The following is a 24,031-nucleotide window of genomic DNA, read 5'->3' on the forward strand; positions in this document are numbered from 1 at the left end:
GAAGTTTCACTTTATAGCCCATGATTGGGTTTGAAAGTTCGGCAGCCCGTTTCATGACTAGTACGTGCACGTTCTTCGGTATAATTCATCACGCTAATGGCATCAGCAGAACAACGGTTGCCGTGTTTCCAAAATGAACAACTATCAACAGAACATTTAACATCTTGAGCCATATAATCACTCCTTTTGAAGAAATCAATCTTGCTTTTCTAGTTTGTTCAGCGAACTTTCTTGCATACGGGAAGAAATTTGGTAAACGAAAAAGAAGTATCAAACCTTTCTCTTTTGTCCAAAATAAAAAAGAGGAGGTGTGATACTATGGCTCAAGATGTTCTTTGTGAAGTAAACAACTGTAAGTTTTGGGGATCGGGCAATAAATGCCAAGCGGATGCTATTTATGTTGTTAGTAATAAAGGGAAACAAGCTTCCAACAGTGAAGAAACAGATTGTAAAACATTTGCACCAGAACTTTAATGTTCGGAAGGTAACCATTTGGGTGGTTACCTTTCCTTATATATATTATTGATAATAACTCTCATTTTCATGCAACGTTATAAATTTTTTATAAGAATTTTATCAATATTATCGTTTAGCAAAGCCTATGTACAAGAAAAGAGGTCATTTAAAAGTGTAATTCTTTTAAACGACCTCTAATTTTTAATTTAAAGCTTTTTGTAACGTTTTTATATTTTTATTCATCAAGCTCATATAATCAGCATTTGCTTGAAGATCGGCGTCCGTTAAGATGGCTAAATTATGAAGCTGTAACGCCTCAGCCCCGATTTCCTTTTGAATAATTTCGGTTAATTTAGAGCTAATATTTTGTTCGAATACAACGTATTTCAAGTTATGTTCTTGTGCTGTTTTCACGATATTTTCTAGTTCTTTTTGTGAAGGTTCAGTAGAAGTGGTTAAACCTGTAACACTAATTTGTTTTAGTCCATAATGTTCTTCCCAATATCCGTAAGCTGCATGAGAAACGATTATTTCATTTGTTTTTCCATTTTTAATTGTATCTGCTAATTGGGCATCAAGTTCATGCAGCTGCTCGTCTAATTGTTTGTATTGTGTTTCAAAATAATCTGCTTGCTCCGGCATCTGCTTCGTTAATTCCGTTTTAATTGCTTCTGCCATTTGGGCTGTATATAAAGGATTTAGCCAAAGATGCGGATCAACTCCTCCGTGATTATGGCCATCATCGTCACTATGCTCCTCTTCCTCATGTGTCTCTTCTTCGTGAGCGTGTTCATTATCAGTATGTGCTTCATCGTCTAGATTTACTTTTTCACCAATCGCTACAGTTTTTACACCTTCGTCAGAAAGAATGGGCTGAGCTTTTGTTACAAAGCCTTCTAAATTATGACCGATATAAAAAAAGAGTTCTGCGTTTGTCATGTTCACAATATCTTTTTGAGAAGGCTCATATGTATGCTCATCTGTGCCTGGAGGATAAACAGTTTCAACATGAACATATTTTCCCCCGATTTCTTCAGCTAAATATTGCAACGGGTATACGGTTGTATAAATGTCGATCATATCATCGTTTGCTGTTTCTGTTTTATTTTTTTCGGCGTTACCACAACCAGATAGGAAAAGGGCGCTTAATAAAAATATAATAGTGGTCAATTGCTTTTTCATAAGAAAAAATTCACTCCTTTGCATCAATTCGTAATTGTTCCGATTTAAATGTGGTAATTAAGCGAAATGATTCCGATTTAACTATTGTATCATACAAGAAAAGAAGTAAGAAAGCAAGCGGAAAATTTATAGTTGTTTCTTCTTTTCTTGTTTCTCTGGAACGGGGTCAAACCCGCCTGGATGAAATGGATGACATTTTAGAATGCGAATAATAGTGAGCAAGCTTCCTTTGAATGCTCCATGTACTTTAATTGCTTCTAGGCCATAATGAGAGCAGGTTGGATAGAAACGACAAGATGGTGGTTTTAATGGTGAAAGAGCAATTTGATAAAATCGAATGAGTTTTGTTAAAAGTGTTTGCATAATCTGTACTCGCTTTCAAAATATTCGTGGTTTTACTATATCACATTTCTGCATTCTTATTAAAATGGTTTTGGTATATCGACATTCTTCAAAAATAATAAGGATGAAAAAAATTAGATTTAGAGGTAGAATAGGAACATACACATTTAAGGAGTGAAGAAAATGCCTTCAGTTGAAAGCTTTGAATTAGATCATAACGCCGTAAAAGCGCCATATGTTAGACATTGTGGAGTGCACAAAGTTGGAACAGACGGTGTTGTTAATAAATTTGATATTCGTTTCTGCCAACCAAATAAACAAGCGATGAAGCCAGATGCCATTCATACATTAGAGCATTTGCTTGCTTTTAATATTCGTAAACATTCAGAAGGATATGATCATTTCGATATTATCGATATTTCACCTATGGGCTGTCAAACAGGTTATTATTTAGTTGTAAGCGGTGAACCAACCGTATCTGAAATTATTGATGTATTAGAAGAAACAATGAAAGATGCCGTTCAAATTACAGAAATTCCAGCAGCTAATGAGAAGCAATGCGGTCAAGCAAAATTGCATGATTTAGAAGGTGCTAAGAAATTAATGAATTTCTGGCTAACTCAAAATAAAGAAGACCTTCATAAAGTATTTGGTTAAGGTTATCATAAAATATACACAAAAAGGTTCCTGAAGGGTCTGACAGGGGCCTTTTTGTGCGGCTTAATTAGCAATGGTAACTATACTTATTATTTTGAATCATCTGGATGTTCATCTGATTCTGGTGCTGGATCAATGGTATGTTTGTATGCATAGCCTTTATTGACTGTAAGCACCGATAGAAAAATGACGATTAGAATGATGAGAATAGAAATAATAAGGATAATTGTCAAACCAATACTCCTTTCCCTAGTCAATGATCATTCATGAAAACTGGGTAATTTTATTATGACCTGCAGTGAATATAGTCTGCGGATTCTGCTTTATTTTACCACAAAATGTAAGGTAATTGAACCGTGATTATAGGGGTATAATACATATAGCTTAAATGGGAGGTAATTCATATGGCAGATGCTAAATTAGTGGCATTAGTGAATAAGGAAATTGCGAATCTTACTGTTCTGTATACTAAGCTTCATAATTATCATTGGTTTGTAAGTGGACCGCGTTTTTTCGAATTACATCAAAAGTGGGAAGAATTGTATAATGAAGCGACAGCTAACTTAGATGAGTTAGCGGAACGATTGCTAGCTTTAGGTGAAAAGCCAGTGGCAACATTGAAGGAATACTTGGCGCTTGCTTCTATTGAAGAAGCAACAGGAAACGAGACACCTGAAGATATGGTTCGTAGTGTGGCTAACGATTTTGAAAAGATTTCAACGGAATTAATTGAAGCGATTGAATTAGCTGATCAAGCTGATGACCAAGTAACAGGTGACTTGCTTATCGGTATGAAGAAGAGCCTAAATAAGCATGCATGGATGTTAAACGCGTATTTGCAAAAGTAAAAAAGTGAAGCCTTGATATTCAAGGCTTCACTTTTTTGAATAAAGGAATTTAGGAGAGAAAGCAACTCGAAAGAAAGCGCTTACTATATTTTAGTAAGTGAACAGTGAGTTAGTGAAAAGTACGCGGTGAAAAATATGTAGGTTTAGCGTTTATGCTATTTTGAGCAAATTTACCTTTTAACGATTCAATAATGTACAACCCCATTAAATTGGTTAATTCTTGTTCATCCATGTCGTGTAATAACTCTAAGATTTCTTTGCGATCTAATTGTTCTAAAACTGCAAATGTCAGCATGTCAATATCTTCTTCATCACCTGTTAGCTTTGTGCGATACATGTTGTATAATTCTTCAATTAATTTCATTAACCTTCACCTCAATTTAATTAAAATTCATCGGAATATGTATGAAAAATTATTCTAGATGTCATACTTTTCAGTGCTATTCTTGATGGTTGGATATATTATATGCGTTACCCTTTGAAAGATACTTTAATCTATAATTCAAAAATTATCCACTCTTTTTTCTTGGAAAAAGTGAATTTTTTCCTTTGCATGAACTGGGGAGGGAAGTGGGAAAATAAATGTATGATTCAGAAAGGGTGAGAAGTCTTGGCTGACCAGAGGAAAACATATTATATTTGGATACCGAATGGGCAAATTTCTCAAAGTAGTACAGATTCACCGTGGAATTTTAAAATTGAAGCAAATGATGATGAAATTATGCAATTGCGAGAGTACTTTGATTATAACTATATGATCGGTGAAGAGAACTTTTATCGTGCTCACGTGCCTCTTAAGGAATATCATCATGATCATGAAAATGATGAACAAGATTTGACACTGCAAAACATTTATCAATTAATTTATGAGCTTGGCGATGAAGAAGCAAAGCAACATATTGAAAGCATGGGAATTTTACAAGCAAAGCGAACAGATGACGGCCTCCGGTATTAAGAGGCTTTTTTCTATATGAGAAAGTTATAAAAGAATTAGGGGAATACGTTCAGCGTAAGAGACCTAGCCGATTTCCGCTTGAGCTTAAAACAAGGTACTATGTACTTTTCTTGACTGCAGTCATCTGAAATTCTTGGTACAATTGAATTATTGTAATAGAGGGAGAGAATAACATGGTGACTTTTAAGGACGAACATGGTTTTTTAGTAGAATTTTCATCAAAAGCGGAGTTCGGAGAGGCTTGGCATGTATTGGTACTTTGTCAGTTTCAAGGAAAGTGGGTGTTGACGCGTCATCGAGAACGTGGTCTTGAATTTCCAGGGGGAAAACGAGAGCGTAGTGAAACAATAGAAGAAGCGGCTATTCGAGAGGTGTATGAAGAAACAGGCGGAGTTGTTGGTGAGTTGCTGTTTCTTGGACAATATCGGGTACATGAACCGAATCGATCATTTATAAAATCGATTTATTATACAGAGCTAACAGCGATGGAGAAGAAACAAGAATATTTAGAAACAGATGGACCTGTATTATGTGTTCAGTTACCAAAGAATATGAAAACCGATACCGATTATAGCTTTATTATGAAAGACGAAATTGTACCACTAAGTTTGCAGCAAATCGAAAGAGTAAAAAAGAGCACCACTTTTTAATGTAGTTCCGTTACATCATGTTGTTGATTTTTGGTTCATTTAAGCGTTCAGAGCGAACATGAGCCGATATCACTTTATCAACAAAGGTTGCTTAAGAAAGCTTAATCTAAAAAGCAGTGCTATCTAGTTATTGCTTAATTAACTTCTTTTCTAGTAATTCCACAAGCTGATACATAATAGTTGCAATAACAGCGATGATCATAAGTGAGAGCATTACAAGGGTAAAATTAAATACTTGGAAGCCGTAAATGATTAGGTAGCCAAGACCTTTTGATGAAACAAGAAATTCACCGACAATGACACCGACCCAAGATAATCCGACGTTCACTTTTAATGTTGAAATAATTGTTGGAAACGAGGCAGGGAGAATCGCTTCTTTGAATGATTGGGCACGTGTTGCTCTGAAGGTTTGTAAAACTTTTAAGTAGTTTGGATCAACTTCTCGAAAAGCCGTGTACACAACAATAGCGGTGATGATAACGGAAATAATCGCTCCCATCGCAATAATGGAAGAAAAGCCGGGTCCCATCGCTACAATTAAAATTGGACCGAGTGCTACCTTGGGCATAGCATTTAAAATGACAAGATAAGGATCAAGAATGTTTGAAAGCATTGGTGACCACCAGAGAGCTGTAGCAAGCAGCACGCCAAGCAGTGTACCGAGGATAAACCCAAGCAATGTTTCGAAAATGGTTACACTTAAATGCGATAATAAAGTTCCATCCTGAATTTTTATTACGAATAGTCGCCATACTTTCGTTGGTGAACTAAAGATAAGCGGATTAATCCATTGCAGGCGTGAAGCAACTTCCCAGCTGCTAAAAAAGATAAGAAAAATCAATATTTGATACAATCGGACAAACCGTTTTTCTCTGATTAAGGAGGCTTTGAAATCATGATGGAGTTGTTTAATGTTCAAGACTTTCAAGCTCCTTCCAAATGGTTTGAAAAAGGGATGGATATAGGGGATGATTACGTGCATCAAAAGGACGAAGTGCACGTAATTCGGCAGGTATGTCAAATATTCGATAAATCTGACCAGGATTCGCTGAGAATAAATAAATTCGGTCGCTCATAGCGATTGCTTCCCCAATATCGTGCGTTACAAGCAAGGCTGTTTTTCCAAACGATTTTAATGTTTCAAAAACGAGATCTTCCAGCTTAAGTTTTGTTTGATAATCAAGAGCAGAAAAAGGCTCATCTAATAGCAAGATTTTAGGGTCAACAGCAAGTGTGCGAGCGAGAGCAGCACGCTGTCTCATCCCGCCCGACAATTGCTTTGGAAATTGTTTTTCGACGCCGACTAAGCCGACAGCTTCCAATAGTTTTAGGGCTTTGCTATTCGTATCTTTTAGTTTTTGAAGCGTTAAACCTAATGTTACATTTTCCTCAATTGTCTTCCATGGAAACAAATAATCTTGTTGAAGCATATAGCCGATTGATGTATCTTGATCAGATTTTAACGGCTTACCTCCTAGTTGAATGCTTCCTGAGGTAGCTGGAAATAGCCCGGCGATAATAGAGAGCAGTGTCGTTTTGCCACAGCCGCTAGGACCTAGAAAGGAGACGAATTCCCCTTTTTCGATGTTAAGACTGATGTCCTTTAGAGCAGTTGTCGCTGTTTCTTGTGTGAAATACGTGTGATAGATAGAGTTAATAGTTAAAAAGCTCATCGTCTTACTCCATCACTTGTTCGGCAAAGTCGGTGTTGACCAATTCCTCATATTCCATACGTGCTGGTAGCTCACCGGCTTCGTCCATGATGTTTTGTAAATTATTCCACTCTTCTTCATCTAAAATTGGATCTGTTGCAAAGGAGCCTTGTTCTTTATAACGATCTATTACGGTTGTCATAATGTCTAAATCCGTATCTTCAAAGTAAGGAGCAATCAATTCGGCAATTTCTCTAGAGTCTGTTTCTTGCACCCATTTTTGTGCTTTATAAATGGCACGGGTGAATTTTTCCATGGTTTCTTTGTTTTCTGTTAAATAGCTTTCTTTTGTCATAAACACTGTATAAGGAACATGCCCTGATTCTGTGCCGAACGAAGCAACGATATGACCTTTTCCTTCCTTTTCAAAAATGCTGGCAGTTGGTTCAAATAGCTGTACATAATCCCCGGTTCCAGAGGCAAAGGCTGTTGCAATATTGGCAAAATCAATATTTTGAATAAGGTTTAAATCTTTGTGCGGATCAATACCGTGTTCTTTTAACACAAATTCCCCTAACATTTGCGGCATGCCACCTTTGCGTTGCCCAAGGAATGTAGAGTCCTTTAACATTTCCCATTCGAAGTTTTCAATAGGCTTGCGGGAAACAAGGAAAGTACCATCTGTTTGTGTAAGTTGCGCGAAATTGATGATAGGATCAGTTGTACCTTGTGCTGTCACGTAAATTGAGGTTTCAGATCCGACAAGAGCAATATCAGTACCATCAGATAGCAGAGCTGTCATTGTTTTATCTCCGCCTGCGGTCGTTTTTAAATCAATCTCCAGGCCTTCTTCCTCAAAAAAACCTTTTTCAATAGCGACATATTGTGGAGCATAAAAAAGAGAACGAGTTACTTCTGCTACGCGTACTTTTGTGACTTCGTCTTTTCCACAGGCTACTAGAGGAATCATTAAGATACAAGTTAATAAAAGTATAGATCCTGTCTTCCATATGCTTTTCATTTGTTTTCCTCCTTAAAAATAGGTATGTGCCTAAGTCATTGTATGAAGAGAGGAAAGGGGTGGTGCCTTAAAAGGGGGATAATTTTGGTAAGATGCTTTAAACTAGAAGGGAAAGGAGAGTTATTTGTGTTAAACGGTAAAATCATTTCGAAAGAGCGGTTTCCATCGCCTCATCCCAATATTCACTTATATTCCGTAACGTATTTATCACAGGGTCTGTATGTAAAAGGACTGTTAGCAGAGCCAAAGGATGGAGAAGTTTACGATGGGTTTTTATACTTAAGAGGCGGGATTAAAAATGTTGGTAAAGTTCGGCCAGCCCGTATTATCCAATTTGCTGCCCAAGGATTTATTGTGTTTGCTCCCTTTTATCGAGGGAATCAAGGGGGAGAAGGAGATGAGGATTTTGCTGGCGAAGATCGTTTTGACGCCATTGGTGGATTTAAGTTATTAGAGCAGCATCCGCGTGTGAAGAAAGAACATATACATATTTTTGGCTTTTCCCGAGGTGGGATTATGGCGCTTTGGACAGCTATTGAATGTAGAACCGCTGCATCGCTTGTGACATGGGGCGGAGTATCGGATATGTTTTTGACGTATGAGGAACGTATAGATATGCGTCGAATGATGAAACGAGTTATTGGCGGGACACCTGCGAAATATCCAGAGCGGTACGAATATAGAACTCCGCTTTCTGCTGTGAGAGATCTTTGTTTACCTGTGTTAATTATTCATGGTGTGTTGGATAAAAATGTGTCGGTTGAACATTCTTATCGTTTACAAAAAGCGTTACAGCTAGGGAATAATCAAGTGGAAAGCTGGTATTTTGCTGAGTTTACTCATTATTTCCCTCCTGCAATGAATCGAAAAGTTGTTGAAGATTTAACAGATTGGATGAAAAGGCATGTGGAAAAATGATACTATAAAGGTAAATACTTTAAGGGGGTTATGATATGGGGATGCCGATGGAATTGAATACGATGATTGTTACAAAAGGTAAGGAAAGACGCGAGGATGAAAATATTTTTCATTTAACAAAAGCAGGTTATCGATTGTATCCAATTGATATTCCAGTTGAAGTGAAGAAGACGATAGAGTCTGATTCAAGTGGGACGGCTATTATTCAGAAAGTAGAGTGGGAGAATGAGCAAACAATGATTACATATCGGCTTATATCACTGAACTCGACAAATTAATGAGGTGGCTCGTTTAAGTGCTTTTACTAAACGTGGTCCGTATCACTAGGCGTATAAAAAACCCGACAATTGACTCTCAATTGTCGGGTTTTCATTCTTTAATTAAGCGATTGGTCCGCCTTGTTCAACGATTTCTTTTGATACGTTGAATTTTTGGATGTTTTCACGGAATTTAGCCGCAAGTTCCGTTGCTTTTGCTTCGTATGCTGCTTTATCTTCCCAAGTTTTGCTTGGCTGAAGAACTTCGTCTGGAACACCAGGTACATGAAGTGGAATCTCTAAACCGAAAATGCTATCTTTAACAGTTTCAATGTTTGTTAATTCACCTTCAAGAGCTGCTTGAACCATTGCACGAGTGTAAGCAAGTTTCATACGGCTGCCAGTTCCGTATTCCCCACCAGTCCAGCCAGTGTTTACAAGGTAAACTTTTGCATTGTGCTCATCGATTTTTTGTCCAAGCATTTCTGCATAACGTTGAGCTGGAAGTGGTAAGAATGGAGAGCCGAAGCATGTAGAGAAAGTTGCTTCTGGAGATGTAACTCCGCGCTCTGTACCAGCTAATTTACTAGTGTAGCCACTTAAGAAGTGGAACATAGCTTGTTCTTTTGATAATTTACTGATTGGAGGTAATACTCCATAAGCATCAGCTGTTAAGAAAATAATTGTATTTGGATGTCCAGCAACACTTGGTAATACGATATTATCAATAGCATCCATTGGGTATGCTGCACGTGTATTTTCAGTTAATGTTTTGTCATCATAATCAGGAATACGAGTATCAGGATCAATCACTACGTTTTCTAATACTGTTCCAAAACGGATTGCATCAAAGATTTGTGGTTCCTTTTCACGAGAAAGGTTGATTGTTTTTGCATAGCAACCACCTTCAATATTGAATACACCATTTGAAGACCAGCCATGCTCGTCATCACCAATTAATTTACGGTTTGCATCTGCAGATAACGTTGTTTTACCTGTTCCTGATAGTCCGAAGAATAAAGCAACATCACCTTCACGACCTACGTTTGCTGAACAGTGCATAGAGAAAATATCTGATTCAGGAAGTAAGTAGTTCATGATAGAGAAGATAGACTTCTTCATTTCTCCAGCATATTCCGTTCCACCGATTAAAACTGTACGACGTTCGAATGAGATAATGATAAATGTTTCTGATTTTGTTCCATCAACAGCTGGATTTGCTTTAAAGTTAGGAGCAGAAAGAATTGTAAATTGAGAATCATGATTAGCTAATTCTTCTTCTGTAGGACGGATGAATAATTGATGTGCAAAAAGATTATGCCAAGCATATTCATTCACAACTTGAATTGGAAGGCGAGACGATTGATCAGCACCTGCAAAACCTTTAAACACAAAAATTTCATCTTTTTCTTTTAAATACTCTGTTACTTTGTTGTATAATTTATTAAACGTCTCTTCAGAAATCGGTTGGTTAGAGCTCCAGTCTATTTTATCTTTTACGGAAGCCTCTTCCACGATATATTTATCTTTAGGTGAACGACCAGTGTATTTACCTGTTTCAGCTTTAATTGCTCCTGTTGCTGTTAATTCACCTTCGTTACGGCTTAATACTTTTTCTACTAACTGAGGTACAGAAAGTTGTATGTGAGCGTTTTTACCAGCTAATAATTGGTGTAACTCATTAGAAACATCCACAGAATTCATATATGAGATACCTTCCTTTGTTTTAAGTTTTTTAAATTACGATTAGTATAACACATTTATTTAATTAGTCTATACTAATTATTTTTTTTTGTGATTTTTTTTATATGGTCTCCTTAATCAAGTTTATCATTCGATTAAAAGGAAATATTTATCAACAAAGCAATGATAGGGTTGCATAACAGACTTGTCAACAATATTTTAAAAAATGTCATATAATAAGATTGATATGAGTATGATGAAACGTGTTCACTTTGTCAGTTGTCTAAAAAAGGATTATAGTACTCGACGTTTTCCAGTGTATAGAGTAGGTTTCTTTGCAAGCGTATGAGAAGGCACCTAACATGTTTCTTTTAATAGGAAAGAATTAAGAAAAGAAATTTATTTAATATGACTTTAACTGGAAGGTACTAAAAGGTTTTTATGCTATTCGTAACACTATGTTACAGTATCTCTTATTATGTATCGTTTGTCGATGTAATTAGGACCTTATAATCTAACGTTGAGTAACTAAAAAATGTCATATCCTCTTATCCTAATCGTACAAGTGGAGTTGTTCATTATAAAAAGGCTATATTAATGATGCTGTTCACTTTTTGCTTGTTTCATTCAGACTAGCTGAAAGGTATGTGGAACTGTGATTTCATATAGACGATATAAAACATTGTACAAAAAAGTGTTGACAGCGTCCAACAGATTCCGTATCATTTTTAATTGTACGGATTCTCTTATCCCGAGTTGGTGGAGGGACAGGCCCTATGAAACCCAGCAACCTGCCATAGTGTGAACTTAAAGTGAAATGAAGGCTGAAAATAAGGCCGTTCATTTTTTAAGGAATCATGGTGTTGGTGCTAACCTGAGCAAGGTAAACAACCCTTGAACGATAAGAGTGAAAGGATAGTTGACAGATAATAAACCTTTCCTCATTAGCTAGGATAGGTTTTTTTGTATTTTGAAGAAGAATCAAAGTACAAGGGAAACATGAATTTCGATTAATAGAGATAAAAAGTCGTGTTTTTCTAAATATATTTGTCACTATGATGGAAGCTAATAAGGGAATGAGCTCCGTAAAAGACAGACTTTTGCCTATAATATAACTAACTTCCAAGGAGGAAATAAGATGTCAAAGAACCGTCGTCTATTTACTTCTGAATCTGTGACAGAGGGTCACCCAGATAAAATTTGCGATCAGATTTCAGATTCAATTCTTGATGCAATTCTAGAAAAAGATAAAAATGCTCGTGTTGCTTGTGAAACAAGTGTAACTACAGGGCTTGTACTTGTTGCAGGTGAGATTACGACATCTGCTTATGTAGATATTCCACGTATCGTTCGGGATACAATTGCTGGAATTGGTTACACTCGTGCGAAATATGGTTTCGATGCCGAAACATGTGCTGTACTAAGTTCAATTGATGAACAATCAGCGGATATTGCTGCGGGAGTAAATCAAGCGCTTGAGGCTCGTGAAGGAACAATGTCTGATGAGGAAATCGAAGCAATCGGTGCAGGAGACCAAGGTTTAATGTTTGGTTTTGCTTGCCGAGAAACAGAAGAATTAATGCCGCTTCCAATTTCGTTAGCACATAAACTTTCTCATCGTTTAACAGAAGTTCGTAAAAACGGCACGTTAGAATATTTACGTCCAGATGGGAAAACACAAGTAACTGTAGAATACGATGAAAACAATCGACCAGTGCGCGTAGATACAATTGTTATTTCTACTCAACATGACCCAGAAGCAACGCTTGAGCAAATTCAAGATGACTTAAAAGAACATGTCATTAAAGCAGTTGTACCAGCTGAATTAATCGATGAAGCAACAAAGTATTTCATTAATCCAACAGGCCGTTTTGTAATCGGTGGACCTCAAGGGGATGCAGGTCTTACAGGTCGTAAAATCATCGTTGATACGTATGGCGGCTACGCTCGCCATGGCGGTGGAGCGTTCTCTGGTAAAGATGCAACGAAAGTGGACCGTTCAGCGGCATATGCAGCTCGTTATGTAGCGAAAAACATTGTAGCTGCTGGTCTTGCTGATAAAGCAGAAGTACAGCTTGCTTATGCAATCGGTGTTGCTCAACCTGTATCAATTGCTGTAGATACATTTGGAACAGGCACAGTAAGCGAAGAGAAATTAGTGGAGCTTGTTCGCAATAATTTCGATCTTCGTCCAGCAGGTATCATTAAAATGCTTGATTTACGTCGTCCTATTTTCAAACAAACAGCTGCTTATGGACATTTTGGCCGTACAGATGTGGATCTTCCATGGGAGCGTACAGATAAAGCGGAAGCGTTAAAAGCACAAGCATAATATGATAAGAAGAACTAACTTATTTGGGTTAGTTCTTTTTTTATTAGTCATGGAGCATATATATCAGTAAAAGTGAGCCCAAAATCATATATAATACATATAGAACCTTTTTTAAAAATACCTAACTTATAACGAGTTAGGCACTATATATGTACATGTATCCATACTTCACGGGCAGTAAGCCCCTTATTTCAAGAGTATGAGGAGATAATAAGGAAGGCAGGGGGGAGAAGGCTGCCCGTACTGCTCCAATTGGTGAGATATAGCGGAAATCTTAGTGATCGTAGAACGTGGCTAACTATCAGTTGGGGGGAAGGAAAGCCCCAACTGATGGAAGTGTCCCTTTATTTAATTCTCTCTGCGTGTTTGTATAATTGTCCTTTTTCAGCGTATTCTCGGATAATGCGTTCCACATCTTTACGATCTTCATCATTCAGCTCGCGTACGACTTTTGCTGGACGACCAAATGCGAGTGTATTTGGTGGAATCACCTTGCCTTGAGGAACGAGACTACCGGCCCCGATAAAGGCACCTTCACCAATTTCTGCTTTGTCTAGGACGATGGAGCCCATTCCGATTAGCGCACCTTTACGGATTTTACAGCTATGTAGAATAACTTGATGACCAATTGTTACCTCATCTTCAATAATCAGCGGGTTATTAGGACTCTGATGAAGTACACTATTATCTTGGATACTTACTTTTTTCCCGATAATCGTTGGGGCTACATCGCCACGAATGACGGAGTTAAACCAGATTGTTGTTTCTTCTCCAATTTTCACATCTCCAGTTACAACAGCATTTTCAGCAAGATAAGCACTTTCAGCAATTTCAGGAGTTTTTCCTTTAAAAGGATAAATAATCATTTTGTATCAAATCCTTTCCGTAACTAGTATTTTTCGGTATTATTTTAATATACCGTAAAAAGATATTACTCATTAATCATACGTGTACTGGTCCATTAGTTCTATTGTTTTTTTTACACAATTTTAAACTAAGGATAAATACTTGGCTTTTATTAAAAACTAATGTCACTATCTTTCAACAGCATTTTTTATATTACATCTAGAGAAAGATAAGAAGGGGGAATTCACATGTGGAAATGGGAGGCAGAGGGTGCTGCAAAAGCAGTAATTGTCATCATTCATGGTGCGATGGAGCATCATGGGCGCTATAAGTGGCTTGTGCAAATGTGGCGATCATCCGGATACCATGTTGTGATGGGGGATCTTCCTGGACAGGGAATAACATCACGTGCTTCTCGAGGTCATATTGATTCCTTCGATGAATATTTAGATGAAGTGAAAATTTGGATTGAAGCTGCTTATGAATACTCATTGCCTGTATTTTTGCTTGGACATAGCATGGGAGGCTTAATAGCCATCCGTCTTCTTCAAGAAGAAGATTGGGATATTGCGGGTGTCATTTTATCCTCACCCTGCTTAGGGTTAAAAAGACAGCCACCAAGAATGATGAAGGCTCTCTCTCATGGATTAAATATTGTTTTTCCTACATATAAGGTAGACTCTGCCTTGTCACCAGACTTAGTAACGCGAAATCCTGAAGTACGTGAATCGGATTTAAACGATTCATTATATGTTACAAAGGTTTCTGTTCGTTGGTACCATGAGCTTGCACACGCTATAAAAGATGCGTTTGAAGAAATTCCTGATTTGCAGGATGTTCCATTATTAGTCATGCAGGGCGGCGATGATCAAGTCGTAGATAAGAAAATGGTTCGTGAGTGGTTTAATTATACTTTACTAAGTGAGAAGCAGTTTAAAGAATGGCCGAATCTGTATCATGAAATTTTTAATGAGCTAGAGCGAGAAAATGTATTTAACTATGCGCTTGGTTTTGTGGAAACTCGATTAAAAATACTAGGATATGTCATTTGAAAGTTTTGTTATAGAATCCTATTTAATATAGTCAATTTAAGGGGGAAAGTTGCTGGATGAATGTACGTTTGGCAGCTTTTTTAATGTAGTGAAGAGAAGCTAGTTTCTTGGAAAAAGTAATCCCCCGAATCATAAAGATTCGGGGGACGTTTGTTTTTTAAGCAATTTCAGATTCCTTCGAGTGAACCTTTTTCATAAATTCATTTACGTCACCCGGTACTTTTCTGTCTAGTTTAGACACAATGTACACGGAAAGGAAACCGACTGGAACCGTGATGATTCCTGGAACATTGAATTGTAAGAATGCTGGAAGTGTGTCTTTAAAGAAAATCATGTACATCGACACACCAAGTCCGATTAAAAGTCCGGCAATTGCTCCTTTTTCCGTCATACCGCGCCACCAAATTCCTAAGATGAAAATTGGGGTAAAGGTACTTGCGGCAACCGTAAAGGCTAAGGCAACAAGGTGACCAATTGAAGCATCTTTAACAAGTAATCCAAGTGCTCCGTATAATACACCAAGAATAACAATCGCTACTTTACCAGCAACAACACGTTGTTTTTGAGTAATGTTTTTCTTTAGAACTGTTGCATATACATCATGAGCAAGAGCTCCAGAGCTTGCAATGAATAGACCTGATAGATTTGAGAAGATGGCAGCAAAGGCACCGGCAATAACAAGTCCTAGCAGCCAATCTCCACCTAGTGCTTGAGCTGTAGATGGAACAACCATGTTGTTCCCGCCTGTAATCAGGTCACTCATAACTTGTGAGGAAGCTTCTCCTTGGATAAAGATGGCGCGGCCAACTGCTCCAAGATATACAGCGAATAAGAAAAATACGCTGGCAATCCCGATGGCCATTAAGGCAGAACGTCTAGCTGCTTTAGCACTTGGGTTTGTATAGAATCGTAACAATAGATGAGGCAGACCAATCGTACCAAGAGAAAGACCGATTGTCATGGAAATAGTTTGCCAGAACGTTGGGAAGTAGTTACCTGTTCCGGACCAAGAATCCCCGTCAGCTACAACATCTTTGCCGTCAGTTGTATATTGAGCGGTATCCGCAATAGTTCCTTTAAAATCACTAATGTTCGCTAAAATTTGATTATAATGAAGTCCGATGTAGATAGCTATTACAGTCATCGCAACGAAGGCTGCAAGGCGAATCCATAGCTCTAGTGCTTGGTTTAATGTTGTTCCTTTCATCCCGCCGACACCAACATAGAACACCATAAGCGTACAAGTAAAAATAATTCCGAATTCATAACTTGTTCCAAAGAACATACTTAAGATTTGTGCGGCACCAAGTAATTGAGGAGCTGCATAAAAGCCTGAAATCGCTAAGACGACAACAACGGCTGTCAGTCGGGCACGTTGACTATGGAAGCGGTAGGCAAGAAAGTCAGCTACCGTATAGGCACCGAAGCGGCGAAGTGGACCAGCTACGAAAATAGCAAGCAATGTTAAACCGATAGAGAAACAGAATGTATAATAGGCTCCGTCATATCCTAGCTGGAATGTTAAACCAGCAAGCCCAAGGAAAGTCGCTGCACTTAAATAATCGCCACCGATGGCTGAACCGTTTGTAAACCATCCGAAGCTTCGGCCTCCAACGAAGAAATCACTAGCACTTGCATTTCTTTTTGTTAAATAGGTGATATACACGATTGTCCCCATTAAGAGAATCGTTAATAAATATTTTGGTTCTAATAAAGTTTGGATCAATTAACGTTCCTCCTTTCTTGACTGTCAGTGCTATTTTCGCTTGCATACTGTTTAAGTCGCTTCTCGTAAAGATATGTGTGTATGTAAGCGATACCGAAAGCTAATGCCATGGCAACAATACTAGTAAAGAACCATGAGTACGTCATGCCTCCCCAAATTCTTGAAAAGAAAAATTCAGGTGCGTACCAATTTAAAATTGGGATGGACAAGATAAAAATGTAGTAAAAAATAGTTAGTTTAGAACCTGTCCCAAATTCCTGCTTCATAATCTTGCTAGTTTCGGGATCAAGCGGGGGTAAATCCTTGATGTCGATTTTTTCTGCTGGTACGTATTCGTAATCATCTTTGAACTCACTAGCCAAATTCTCTCATCTCCTTTCATTTAATGAAAAGGCTTACAGTAATTGGATGTAAACCTTTCATTTTCTTGATTGTACTTGAAAAATATGGATTATACCTTACAAAATATTGCTACATTTTTACATAATATTGCTAATTTTTTATAAAAAAGTAGTATAATAGATAGAGAAATAGAATTTTTTTGTAGAAGAGGGGGAAGGAATGGCGTATTGTGTAAAATTATTAGTAGATGATCAAGAAGAAAAGCAAAAGATTGAGACGTGGTTAACGCATCCTTCTTTTAAACAATTAGTCATTCAAGATACAGATACAATTTGTAACGATGATATTCTTATAATGGAAATCAATACGCCGTTTGATTGGGTAAAAGCGAGAAGATTGCTTAAAAAACATAAAGACTTACTTATATTTCCATTACTCAACCCTTCGATACTGCAAACGTCACCTATTGCAATCGAACTCCAACTGCCATCTTTATTTATCAAGCCAATTACGAAACATTTATTTTATCGGAATATTAAAAAGGCATTGAGCTATTCTTCTAGAAGCACGTTTACATTAGAACAAGAAGATTATCCAATCGATGAGCTGCTGTTACAAAATATTCTTAAAGAGGAAATATCCGCTGAGAAAATTGAAACGGTTTTCATAAAGGGCATGGTTCCGAATGTCGTCTATTTTATCCAAGGCTTAGTGCTTTCGACAACACGAGAGGAGAGAGAGGGCTGGCAGGCTTCAAGTGTCATTCAAAAGGAGATTATGAAAGCATTCTCTATGATTGGACAGGATGTGTATTTTCTCCCTTTTAGAAAGCATTTAGCCTTAGCACTGAGAGTTCCTCCTGGTATTTCCTCTCCGTGTTATTGGGAGGAAGGAGAAAAGATGATTGTTGAGTTAATCGATAAGCTGAAGCATGAATATGGCATTCAATTATATATTGGTGCAGGGTCCATTCATCGGGAGCTATTAGGTTTAAAGAAGTCGTATCAAGAAGCGAGAATGGCTCGAACGAGTCCTCCAAAATATGGGCTGTCCCTTCGTTATTTTGATGAAATTCCAACCAATATATCCGTTCAAGAGAGCATTGATTATATTACTGAACATTACGCGGAAAATTTGTCGATTCAACAAGTAGCGTCTCAAATAAATTTTAGTCCGACATACTTTTGTCGGCTGTTTAAAAAAGAAACTGGTCATAGCTTTGTTTCCTATTTAACGTTTGTACGCATTCAAAAAGCTGTATGGTTTTTGCGCAATACAAATCAAACAATTGAACAAATTGCTTTTGAACAGGGATTTAACACACCGAGTTATTTTAGTACGATTTTTAAAAAGGTTGTCGGATTATCTCCGAGTGAATATCGGGCAACAAAAGAGGTTATTTTTATGTAAGTAAAACTATATGGATAAAAAAAGCAGATGGCAATCATCTGCTTTTTTATATGAAAGGTTTTGTTAAATGATGTTGTTAATCAGCATCGTTGTATACATGTTTTCAAAGAGAAAAACACCGCACCCATGAGGGTACAGTGTTCAATAAATTAATGTGATACGTCAGAAACAGAAATTCCTGTGTTTGCTTTGACGCGGATTTCGTTGTAGATTTTTGCATTTTTTGCTTCGTTTGCTTTGTTTTGTGTCAAGATTGTGCCAAGCCATCCTGCAAGGAATCCAAGAGGAACACTGATGATGGCCGGGTTAGATAAAGCAACAAGTGGCGTACCGACAAAGATTGCTTTACCAGCTTCTGGGTTCCAAACATTCGGGCCCAGTGCGCCAAGAATAAGACAAGAAATCAAGCCAGTTGCCATCGCGATGATAGCGCCATTGGAGTTGAACTTTTTCCAATAAATTGTGTAAAGAATAACTGGTAAATTCGCTGATGCTCCGATACAGAAAGCGAATGATACAAGGAATGATACGTTCAATGTCTGCGCGCCAAGAGCAAGCAGGATTGAAAGAATTGCAATTGAGATAGATCCTGTACGTGCTGCTACAAGCTGTTGCTTAGGAGTCAATTTACCATCTTTCATGATTTCGCCGTAAATATCGTGCGAAATTGCAGAAGCTCCTGTTAATACAAGACCGGATACTACAGCAAGAATCGTTGCAAAAGCAACTGCCGAAATGAATGACAGAAGTACGTCGCCACCAAGGAATTCAGCAAGAAGCGGCGCAGCTAAGTTTCCACCCGGATTGGCTGCTAAGATGTTTGCCTGGCCTACGAATGCAGCCGCACCGAAGCCAAGGAAGATTGTCAATGAGAAGAAAATCGCTGTAATCCAAGTTGTCCATGTAATAGATTTACGAGCTGTTTTTGCATCTTTAACTGTAAAGAAACGCATTAAAATGTGCGGAAGACCAGCTGTACCAAGTACAAGTGCAATCATCATAGATACTGAGTCGATCGTGCTTGTATATTTGATACCAGGAATCAAGAAGTTTTCACCATGGTCCGTAACGGTTGCAGCTGTATCAAACATTTTCATAATGCTAAAATCGAATTTCCAAAAAACAAGGAATGAGATAAGAGCTGTACCAAATAAAAGCAGACATGCCTTGATAATCTGAACCCATGAAGTAGCGGTCATACCACCGAATAATACATATACTGTCATCATGACACCAACGATTAGAACGGCTACCCAATATGGAATACCGAATAGCATCTGGATTAATGCACCGGCTCCTACAAGCTGGGCAATCATATATAGAATGACGATTGTGATCGTTGATGTTGCAGCTATACCGCGAATGCGCTTTTCGTTAAAACGAGCTGTCAACATATCTGCAAGCGTATATTTACCAAGGTTACGCATTGGCTCTGCGACGATGTATAAAAGAACAAGGTTCGCTACAACATAACCTACGGAGAAGAAGAAACCGTCAAAACCAGTCAAAGCAATCGCACCGGATACCCCAAGGAATGCTGCTGCTGATAAGTAGTCACCGGCGATAGCCAAACCATTTTGCCAGCCTGTCAAGCCGCCGCCTGCTGTATAGAAGTCATTCGCAGAAGACGTACGCTTAGCTGCGATATAAGTAACAAGTAATGTTAAACCAACGATTCCAACGAAAAAGCCAATAGTTACTAAATTCATCATCTGCCGCCTTTCTTTTGCTGATACTCGGCGATTACCGCCTCAGCCTGTTTGTCAAATTTGTGTGCACGGCTAACATAAAGCGTACAAAGAATAATGGTCATTAAGAATAAAGATAAAGAATAAATCCAGACCCAAGTAATGTTTCCAATTGCTTTTGCTTGCAAAGCGTCCGTGAACGCTAGAATTGGCAATAAAATATAAGCAATCATAAACAAGAATGTCGTTGTGAATAAGAATCCCCTTTTTTGTTTAACAAGTTTGTTAAACGAATCCATTTCCACAAATGCATCGTAGTCGATTTCCGGAGTTTTCGCTTTATCGTCTACGTATGCTCTGGCTGCGTTTGCCATATAAAACTCCCCCTTTTAAAAAATTAACCCCAAAGTTTTAGAACTTAGCATTGTAAGCGTTTCCTTCATCCCGCCTACTTTAGGAATCAGGAAAATAGAAAGCTATGAAAAACTTTTAAAACTGTTATAGTAAAGCTTTCTGTTTTTCAAATTGTACTATATTATAAATAGGGATACCTTACAGAAATTTGTCTTAAAAATACAAAAATTTGCACTTTTATTGTCGGAGCATAGTATAATTTGTAGAATAATTCATGGTTAGGGAGGGGTCTAATGTCGTACCGTGTTCAATTATTAGTACAGGATAATCAAGAAAAGACAAAAATAGAAACATGGTTAGCTCATCCCAGTTTTTCAAACTTGATCGTTCAATATGAAGAGCCAATTCTGCCGAATGATATTATTTTCGTAGAAATTACTTCTCTTTTTGATTGGGTAAAGATACGTAGAATGATGAAGCAGTATCAAGATATTATCGTCATTCCGGTCCTTGATCAATCAATGACTAAAACATCACCTATTGCGATTGAGCTGGGACTCCCTTCATTATTAATTAAGCCTTTAAAGAGCAGATCTTTTTATCGGAATTTTAAAAAAACTCTTTCTCTCCTTGAAGAAATGTCTGTTATAGAAGAAACGGTAGAAGGTGAATCCTACCGTGATATGTTTTGGAGAAGAGTGTTAAAAGGGGATATAACGAGTGAAGTAGAGATGTCCCAATCTCTTTCATTAATGCCTTCAGCGATGGTTCCTAATTTAGTTTGTTGTATTCAAGGCTTTCTTATTAGCCCAGAGCGAGAGAAGAGTGAGAGATGGGAAGCTTCATCTGTTGTGCAAAAAGCTATTTTGAAAGCGTTCTCTACCATTGGGCATGAAGCTTATTTTGTACCATTTCATAAAAATGCCGCTCTACTGTTAAAGAGTCCATCAGATGTGGCAACACCGTCTTTTTGGGCAGAAGGACAACGAGTGATGTTTTCTGTTATTGAAACACTTAGGGAAGAATATGGTATTCAATTATATATTGGTGTTGGGTCGATTTGTCGAGAGGCTATGCAACTGAAGGATTCTTATGAAAATGCGAAGATTGCAAGAATGGCTGTTGCTAAACATGAACTTTGGTTAAGATATTTTGATGAAATTCCAACAAATGTTTCTGTTCAAAAAAGCATTGATTATATACGCTCTCACTATACAGAAAATATTTCGATGAATGAAGTAGCAGCAAAAGTGAATTTTAGTCCAACTTATTTTAGTCGGTTATTTAAAAAAGAAACAGGACATAGTTTTGTTTCCTATGTTACGTTAGTTAAACTTCAACGCTCGATTTGGCTGTTGCGACGAACGAATCAAACAATTGAACAAATCGCGATGGATTTAAGCTTTAATACACCTAATTATTTTAGTACTACGTTTAAAAAAGAAATTGGCTGGTCACCAAGTCAATATCGAGCGACGAAGGAAATTTTATTTTCACATAGCTGGGTAGAGGATGATTTTTAAAGATAAGGCTTTAACTCAGGTATGTGAGACTAAGCTTTCACACACCTGAGTTAAAAATAAAAGTGCCTGTTTCTACTTGAATGGAACAGGCACTTTAAAATATATAGATTGTTTTATGCTCTTTTTTCAATAGCTACAATAAATGGTGGATGATTCGCTTGGTTTATGAATCCGTATTGAAGAACATGTGCTTTATCTTGCGGTAATTGTTTAACATAAGCTAGCAATTCATCTCGTTCAATCGCACCTTCTGGATGTCCATGATAAATGACAAGTACGATGATGCCTTCCGGTTTCATTTTTTCAAGCAGTTGTTCAATCGCTGAAATCGTTGTGCTTGCTTGTGTGGTAATGGTTTTATCCCCTCCAGGGAGGTAACCTAGATTAAAAATGGCACCTGTTAAGCTTCGTGTTTCTTTTTCCGGGATTAGATTTTTCAATTGTTCATGTCCAGCATGAAATAAAGTACAACGCTCAGATAGTTGTTCTGCTGCTAACTTTGCCGTAGTGCTTTGAATGGCCTCGCTTTGAATATCAAAAGCATACACATGCCCAGCTTCTCCTGTTAGGTTTGCAAGGAAAACGGTATCAAACCCATTTCCCATCGTACCATCGACTGCGATATCACCAGGTTGTACTGCTTTTTCTAATAAAATTCTTGCAAAAGGTAGAATTCGATCAAGCTTCATTCTTTACTGCCTCCGCTTTGTAAAATTTCCCTTGCCAGCTATCGCGACGTTTGAGCTCTCCATCAATCGCATTTAGTACGTCCCATTTATTTACACTCCACATCGGTCCAATCATTAAGTCAATTGGTCCATCCCCTGTGATGCGGTGAACAATCATTTCGGGTGGAATGATTTCAAGCTGGTCGCAAACAAGCTGGACATATTCATCTCGCTGAAGAAATTCAAGTATGCCCTTTTCATATTGCTTAACCATAGGTGTTCCTTTTAATAAATGCAAAAGGTGAATTTTAATTCCTTGCACATCTAATTTAGCGACTTCACGCGCTGTTTCCATCATCATGCTGTAATCCTCTTGCGGAAGTCCATTGATAATGTGGGAGCAAACACGAATGTTATGCTTGCGCAATTTGGCGACACCTTGTTTGTAACACTCATAATTATGAGCGCGGTTAATGAGGGTCGCTGTTTGTTCATGAACGGTCTGTAAACCGAGCTCAACCCATAAGTAGGTACGTTCATTTAGTTCCGCTAAATATTCGACAACATCATCTGGTAAGCAGTCAGGACGTGTTGCAATTGAAAGACCGACCACGCCTTCCTGTTTTAGAACGAGCTCATATTTCTCTCTTAATTCCTCAACGGGCGCATGCGTATTTGTAAATGCTTGAAAGTAAGCAATGTATTGACCGTCCTTCCACTTATAATGCATTTTTTCACTAATTTTCTTAAATTGCACATCAAGTGGTTCAGCACGATTTCCGGCAAAATCGCCAGATCCGGCTGCACTGCAAAATGTACACCCTCCATGAGCGACTGTACCATCGCGATTTGGACAATCAAAGCCGCCATCAAGTGCAACTTTAAAAACTTTATGGCCAAAATGATTTTTCAGATGATAATTCCATGTGTGATAGCGCTTGTTATCACTGGCATATATAAACGGGTTTATCTGACTCAACATCAGCAACCTCCTATGTTCAATTAATTTATCCCACCTATTATACAATATTTTGAGCAAGAATAATTTTAGTTTGTTTGACTTAAACTAAGTTCGATGATTCGTCATCAAATGAATGCGAAGGAGAGGATAAGAATGGGAACAAGACAATCTATTGACCATTTTTTAGAGCAATGTGAAGGGGCTCTCCGATTTGCAGATTTTGAATATATAGAGGCATCAAGGCAGGAACATTGGGATGATGAAACCTACCAAAATGCACAAGCTTATTTAGAAGAAGCTATAAGACAGATGGAACCAATTTATGCGAGTGCAAATCCAGAGCAGAAAGAGCGACTTCAACGGATGAAAGGACAGCTCGATTTAATAAGACACGATATGGTTACGTTACGACATTAAGTAAACGGGTTACCCAAGTTTGGATTGGGTAGCCCTTTTTAGTTCAGACTCATATATGAACTAAAATGAGAAACAACTCACAATTTTCAGA

28 protein-coding genes and 1 riboswitch are annotated in these 24,031 nt (G+C 37.8%); of the genes, 12 read left to right on the plus strand and 16 right to left on the minus strand.

From position 1 onward, the window contains the following. Positions 1–11 precede the first annotated feature (11 nt). Entirely contained in the window at positions 12–173 is a 162-nt protein-coding gene (locus tag V7068_RS01495; protein ID WP_119116954.1) for a DUF1540 domain-containing protein, read from the minus strand. A 145-nt stretch (positions 174–318) separates the two neighbouring features. Here V7068_RS01495 and V7068_RS01500 point away from each other — a divergent pair, with 145 nt between their 5' ends. Beyond that, complete coding sequence (locus tag V7068_RS01500; protein WP_127761727.1) at positions 319–474, plus strand: DUF1540 domain-containing protein; 156 nt, start codon at positions 319–321, stop codon at positions 472–474. A gap of 183 nt (positions 475–657) precedes the next feature. Here the strand turns inward: V7068_RS01500 and V7068_RS01505 are convergent, their stop codons facing one another. After that, a complete protein-coding gene (locus V7068_RS01505) occupies positions 658–1,638 on the minus strand; it encodes a metal ABC transporter solute-binding protein, Zn/Mn family (protein WP_499710658.1) in 981 nt (326 codons plus the stop codon). Positions 1,639–1,764: 126 nt separating this feature from the next. Further along, positions 1,765–2,001 carry a membrane protein insertion efficiency factor YidD gene (gene yidD, locus V7068_RS01510; protein ID WP_127761725.1) on the minus strand — a complete coding sequence of 79 codons (237 nt, stop codon included), beginning with the start codon at positions 1,999–2,001 and terminating at the stop codon, positions 1,765–1,767. Between the two features lie 162 nt (positions 2,002–2,163). Between yidD and V7068_RS01515 the strand changes: the two genes are divergently transcribed. Beyond that, positions 2,164–2,637 (plus strand): S-ribosylhomocysteine lyase, encoded by a 474-nt coding sequence (locus tag V7068_RS01515; protein WP_499710659.1) that lies wholly within the window; start codon positions 2,164–2,166, stop codon positions 2,635–2,637. 89 nt (positions 2,638–2,726) lie between these two features. Here V7068_RS01515 and ytzI read toward each other — a convergent pair whose 3' ends face one another. Then, positions 2,727–2,870: a YtzI protein gene (ytzI, locus tag V7068_RS01520; protein ID WP_252287065.1), complete on the minus strand. Its 144-nt coding sequence runs from the start codon at positions 2,868–2,870 to the stop codon at positions 2,727–2,729. Between the two features lie 171 nt (positions 2,871–3,041). Here ytzI and V7068_RS01525 point away from each other — a divergent pair, with 171 nt between their 5' ends. After that, positions 3,042–3,485 (plus strand): Dps family protein, encoded by a 444-nt coding sequence (locus V7068_RS01525; protein ID WP_499710660.1) that lies wholly within the window; start codon positions 3,042–3,044, stop codon positions 3,483–3,485. Between the two features lie 109 nt (positions 3,486–3,594). Here the strand turns inward: V7068_RS01525 and V7068_RS01530 are convergent, their stop codons facing one another. Further along, a complete protein-coding gene (locus tag V7068_RS01530; protein ID WP_119116947.1) occupies positions 3,595–3,849 on the minus strand; it encodes a DUF6154 family protein in 255 nt (84 codons plus the stop codon). 246 nt (positions 3,850–4,095) lie between these two features. On the opposite strand from V7068_RS01530, the gene V7068_RS01535 reads away from it, so the two are divergent. Together V7068_RS01535 and ytkD are read left to right on the plus strand one after the other, a co-directional pair. After that, positions 4,096–4,440, plus strand: a complete 345-nt coding sequence (locus tag V7068_RS01535) for a hydrolase (RefSeq protein WP_499710661.1) — start codon at positions 4,096–4,098, stop codon at positions 4,438–4,440. A 173-nt stretch (positions 4,441–4,613) separates the two neighbouring features. Beyond that, positions 4,614–5,090 (plus strand): RNA deprotection pyrophosphohydrolase, encoded by a 477-nt coding sequence (ytkD, locus tag V7068_RS01540; protein ID WP_499710662.1) that lies wholly within the window; start codon positions 4,614–4,616, stop codon positions 5,088–5,090. Between the two features lie 127 nt (positions 5,091–5,217). Here ytkD and V7068_RS01545 read toward each other — a convergent pair whose 3' ends face one another. Genes V7068_RS01545 through V7068_RS01555 form a run of 3 tightly spaced genes read right to left on the minus strand, consistent with a single transcriptional unit; the run spans position 5,218 to position 7,763 of the window. Beyond that, complete coding sequence (locus V7068_RS01545; RefSeq protein ID WP_499710663.1) at positions 5,218–6,009, minus strand: ABC transporter permease; 792 nt, start codon at positions 6,007–6,009, stop codon at positions 5,218–5,220. After that, complete coding sequence (locus tag V7068_RS01550; protein WP_499710665.1) at positions 5,999–6,763, minus strand: ABC transporter ATP-binding protein; 765 nt, start codon at positions 6,761–6,763, stop codon at positions 5,999–6,001. The genes V7068_RS01545 and V7068_RS01550 overlap by 11 nt, the downstream gene beginning before the upstream one ends. A 4-nt stretch (positions 6,764–6,767) precedes the next feature. Beyond that, on the minus strand, positions 6,768–7,763 hold the full coding sequence (locus V7068_RS01555; protein ID WP_375349160.1) for an ABC transporter substrate-binding protein: 996 nt from the start codon (positions 7,761–7,763) through the stop codon (positions 6,768–6,770). Positions 7,764–7,847: 84 nt separating this feature from the next. On the opposite strand from V7068_RS01555, the gene V7068_RS01560 reads away from it, so the two are divergent. Next, positions 7,848–8,681 (plus strand): alpha/beta hydrolase family protein, encoded by an 834-nt coding sequence (locus V7068_RS01560; protein WP_499710666.1) that lies wholly within the window; start codon positions 7,848–7,850, stop codon positions 8,679–8,681. 35 nt (positions 8,682–8,716) lie between these two features. After that, positions 8,717–8,959, plus strand: coding sequence for a DUF2584 domain-containing protein (locus tag V7068_RS01565; RefSeq protein ID WP_499710667.1), 243 nt, complete (start codon positions 8,717–8,719; stop codon positions 8,957–8,959). 102 nt (positions 8,960–9,061) lie between these two features. Here V7068_RS01565 and pckA read toward each other — a convergent pair whose 3' ends face one another. Next, a complete protein-coding gene (gene pckA, locus V7068_RS01570) occupies positions 9,062–10,642 on the minus strand; it encodes a phosphoenolpyruvate carboxykinase (ATP) (protein ID WP_499710668.1) in 1,581 nt (526 codons plus the stop codon). A 722-nt stretch (positions 10,643–11,364) separates the two neighbouring features. Then, a riboswitch (SAM riboswitch) is annotated at positions 11,365–11,529 on the plus strand. A gap of 230 nt (positions 11,530–11,759) precedes the next feature. Here pckA and metK point away from each other — a divergent pair. Beyond that, the gene (gene metK, locus V7068_RS01575) at positions 11,760–12,953 is read left to right on the plus strand and encodes a methionine adenosyltransferase (protein WP_499710670.1); all 1,194 of its coding nucleotides are present in this window, start codon (positions 11,760–11,762) and stop codon (positions 12,951–12,953) included. Between the two features lie 344 nt (positions 12,954–13,297). Here the strand turns inward: metK and V7068_RS01580 are convergent, their stop codons facing one another. Next, on the minus strand, positions 13,298–13,816 hold the full coding sequence (locus V7068_RS01580) for a gamma carbonic anhydrase (RefSeq protein ID WP_375349186.1): 519 nt from the start codon (positions 13,814–13,816) through the stop codon (positions 13,298–13,300). A gap of 231 nt (positions 13,817–14,047) precedes the next feature. Between V7068_RS01580 and V7068_RS01585 the strand changes: the two genes are divergently transcribed. After that, on the plus strand, positions 14,048–14,851 hold the full coding sequence (locus V7068_RS01585) for an alpha/beta hydrolase (protein WP_499710671.1): 804 nt from the start codon (positions 14,048–14,050) through the stop codon (positions 14,849–14,851). 157 nt (positions 14,852–15,008) lie between these two features. On the opposite strand, the gene V7068_RS01590 is transcribed toward V7068_RS01585, so the two are convergent. Together V7068_RS01590 and V7068_RS01595 are read right to left on the minus strand one after the other, a co-directional pair. After that, entirely contained in the window at positions 15,009–16,577 is a 1,569-nt protein-coding gene (locus tag V7068_RS01590) for a sodium/solute symporter (protein WP_499710672.1), read from the minus strand. Beyond that, positions 16,574–16,939: a hypothetical protein gene (locus V7068_RS01595; protein ID WP_499710673.1), complete on the minus strand. Its 366-nt coding sequence runs from the start codon at positions 16,937–16,939 to the stop codon at positions 16,574–16,576. Before V7068_RS01595 ends, V7068_RS01590 begins: the two co-directional genes overlap by 4 nt. Before the next feature lie 199 nt (positions 16,940–17,138). Here V7068_RS01595 and V7068_RS01600 point away from each other — a divergent pair, with 199 nt between their 5' ends. Then, positions 17,139–18,329: a helix-turn-helix domain-containing protein gene (locus V7068_RS01600; protein ID WP_499710675.1), complete on the plus strand. Its 1,191-nt coding sequence runs from the start codon at positions 17,139–17,141 to the stop codon at positions 18,327–18,329. A gap of 149 nt (positions 18,330–18,478) precedes the next feature. On the opposite strand, the gene V7068_RS01605 is transcribed toward V7068_RS01600, so the two are convergent. Next, positions 18,479–20,038 carry a solute symporter family protein gene (locus V7068_RS01605; RefSeq protein ID WP_499710676.1) on the minus strand — a complete coding sequence of 520 codons (1,560 nt, stop codon included), beginning with the start codon at positions 20,036–20,038 and terminating at the stop codon, positions 18,479–18,481. Further along, a complete protein-coding gene (locus V7068_RS01610; protein WP_252287053.1) occupies positions 20,038–20,391 on the minus strand; it encodes a DUF485 domain-containing protein in 354 nt (117 codons plus the stop codon). Before V7068_RS01610 ends, V7068_RS01605 begins: the two co-directional genes overlap by 1 nt. A gap of 273 nt (positions 20,392–20,664) precedes the next feature. Here V7068_RS01610 and V7068_RS01615 point away from each other — a divergent pair, with 273 nt between their 5' ends. Beyond that, the gene (locus V7068_RS01615) at positions 20,665–21,894 is read left to right on the plus strand and encodes an AraC family transcriptional regulator (RefSeq protein WP_499710677.1); all 1,230 of its coding nucleotides are present in this window, start codon (positions 20,665–20,667) and stop codon (positions 21,892–21,894) included. 113 nt (positions 21,895–22,007) lie between these two features. Here V7068_RS01615 and mnmM read toward each other — a convergent pair whose 3' ends face one another. Both mnmM and mnmL read right to left on the minus strand, forming a co-directional pair. Continuing rightward, positions 22,008–22,583, minus strand: coding sequence for a tRNA 5-(aminomethyl)-2-thiouridylate-methyltransferase MnmM (gene mnmM, locus V7068_RS01620; RefSeq protein WP_499710678.1), 576 nt, complete (start codon positions 22,581–22,583; stop codon positions 22,008–22,010). Further along, positions 22,573–23,541 (minus strand): tRNA modification radical SAM protein MnmL/YtqA, encoded by a 969-nt coding sequence (gene mnmL / locus V7068_RS01625; protein WP_499710680.1) that lies wholly within the window; start codon positions 23,539–23,541, stop codon positions 22,573–22,575. Before mnmL ends, mnmM begins: the two co-directional genes overlap by 11 nt. A gap of 135 nt (positions 23,542–23,676) precedes the next feature. Between mnmL and V7068_RS01630 the strand changes: the two genes are divergently transcribed. Next, positions 23,677–23,940, plus strand: a complete 264-nt coding sequence (locus V7068_RS01630; RefSeq protein ID WP_252291282.1) for a DUF2524 family protein — start codon at positions 23,677–23,679, stop codon at positions 23,938–23,940. The last annotated feature ends 91 nt before the right edge of the window (positions 23,941–24,031 follow it).

The sequence above is a fragment of the Bacillus sp. JJ634 genome, assembly GCF_036962285.1.
Classification (GTDB): domain Bacteria; phylum Bacillota; class Bacilli; order Bacillales; family DSM-1321; genus Peribacillus; species Peribacillus asahii_A.

What these genes read in the sequence shown, in the direction of transcription:
- V7068_RS01495 (WP_119116954.1), bottom strand. Translation starts at nt 173, where the DNA reads ATGGCTCAAGATGTTAAATGTTCTGTTGATAGTTGTTCATTTTGGAAA.
- V7068_RS01500 (WP_127761727.1), top strand. Translation starts at nt 319, where the DNA reads ATGGCTCAAGATGTTCTTTGTGAAGTAAACAACTGTAAGTTTTGGGGA.
- V7068_RS01505 (WP_499710658.1), bottom strand. Translation starts at nt 1,638, where the DNA reads ATGAAAAAGCAATTGACCACTATTATATTTTTATTAAGCGCCCTTTTC.
- yidD (WP_127761725.1), bottom strand. Translation starts at nt 2,001, where the DNA reads ATGCAAACACTTTTAACAAAACTCATTCGATTTTATCAAATTGCTCTT.
- V7068_RS01515 (WP_499710659.1), top strand. Translation starts at nt 2,164, where the DNA reads ATGCCTTCAGTTGAAAGCTTTGAATTAGATCATAACGCCGTAAAAGCG.
- V7068_RS01525 (WP_499710660.1), top strand. Translation starts at nt 3,042, where the DNA reads ATGGCAGATGCTAAATTAGTGGCATTAGTGAATAAGGAAATTGCGAAT.
- V7068_RS01530 (WP_119116947.1), bottom strand. Translation starts at nt 3,849, where the DNA reads ATGAAATTAATTGAAGAATTATACAACATGTATCGCACAAAGCTAACA.
- ytkD (WP_499710662.1), top strand. Translation starts at nt 4,614, where the DNA reads ATGGTGACTTTTAAGGACGAACATGGTTTTTTAGTAGAATTTTCATCA.
- V7068_RS01550 (WP_499710665.1), bottom strand. Translation starts at nt 6,763, where the DNA reads ATGAGCTTTTTAACTATTAACTCTATCTATCACACGTATTTCACACAA.
- V7068_RS01555 (WP_375349160.1), bottom strand. Translation starts at nt 7,763, where the DNA reads ATGAAAAGCATATGGAAGACAGGATCTATACTTTTATTAACTTGTATC.
- V7068_RS01565 (WP_499710667.1), top strand. Translation starts at nt 8,717, where the DNA reads ATGGGGATGCCGATGGAATTGAATACGATGATTGTTACAAAAGGTAAG.
- pckA (WP_499710668.1), bottom strand. Translation starts at nt 10,642, where the DNA reads ATGAATTCTGTGGATGTTTCTAATGAGTTACACCAATTATTAGCTGGT.
- metK (WP_499710670.1), top strand. Translation starts at nt 11,760, where the DNA reads ATGTCAAAGAACCGTCGTCTATTTACTTCTGAATCTGTGACAGAGGGT.
- V7068_RS01585 (WP_499710671.1), top strand. Translation starts at nt 14,048, where the DNA reads ATGTGGAAATGGGAGGCAGAGGGTGCTGCAAAAGCAGTAATTGTCATC.
- V7068_RS01600 (WP_499710675.1), top strand. Translation starts at nt 17,139, where the DNA reads ATGGCGTATTGTGTAAAATTATTAGTAGATGATCAAGAAGAAAAGCAA.
- V7068_RS01605 (WP_499710676.1), bottom strand. Translation starts at nt 20,038, where the DNA reads ATGAATTTAGTAACTATTGGCTTTTTCGTTGGAATCGTTGGTTTAACA.
- V7068_RS01610 (WP_252287053.1), bottom strand. Translation starts at nt 20,391, where the DNA reads ATGGCAAACGCAGCCAGAGCATACGTAGACGATAAAGCGAAAACTCCG.
- V7068_RS01615 (WP_499710677.1), top strand. Translation starts at nt 20,665, where the DNA reads ATGTCGTACCGTGTTCAATTATTAGTACAGGATAATCAAGAAAAGACA.
- mnmM (WP_499710678.1), bottom strand. Translation starts at nt 22,583, where the DNA reads ATGAAGCTTGATCGAATTCTACCTTTTGCAAGAATTTTATTAGAAAAA.
- V7068_RS01630 (WP_252291282.1), top strand. Translation starts at nt 23,677, where the DNA reads ATGGGAACAAGACAATCTATTGACCATTTTTTAGAGCAATGTGAAGGG.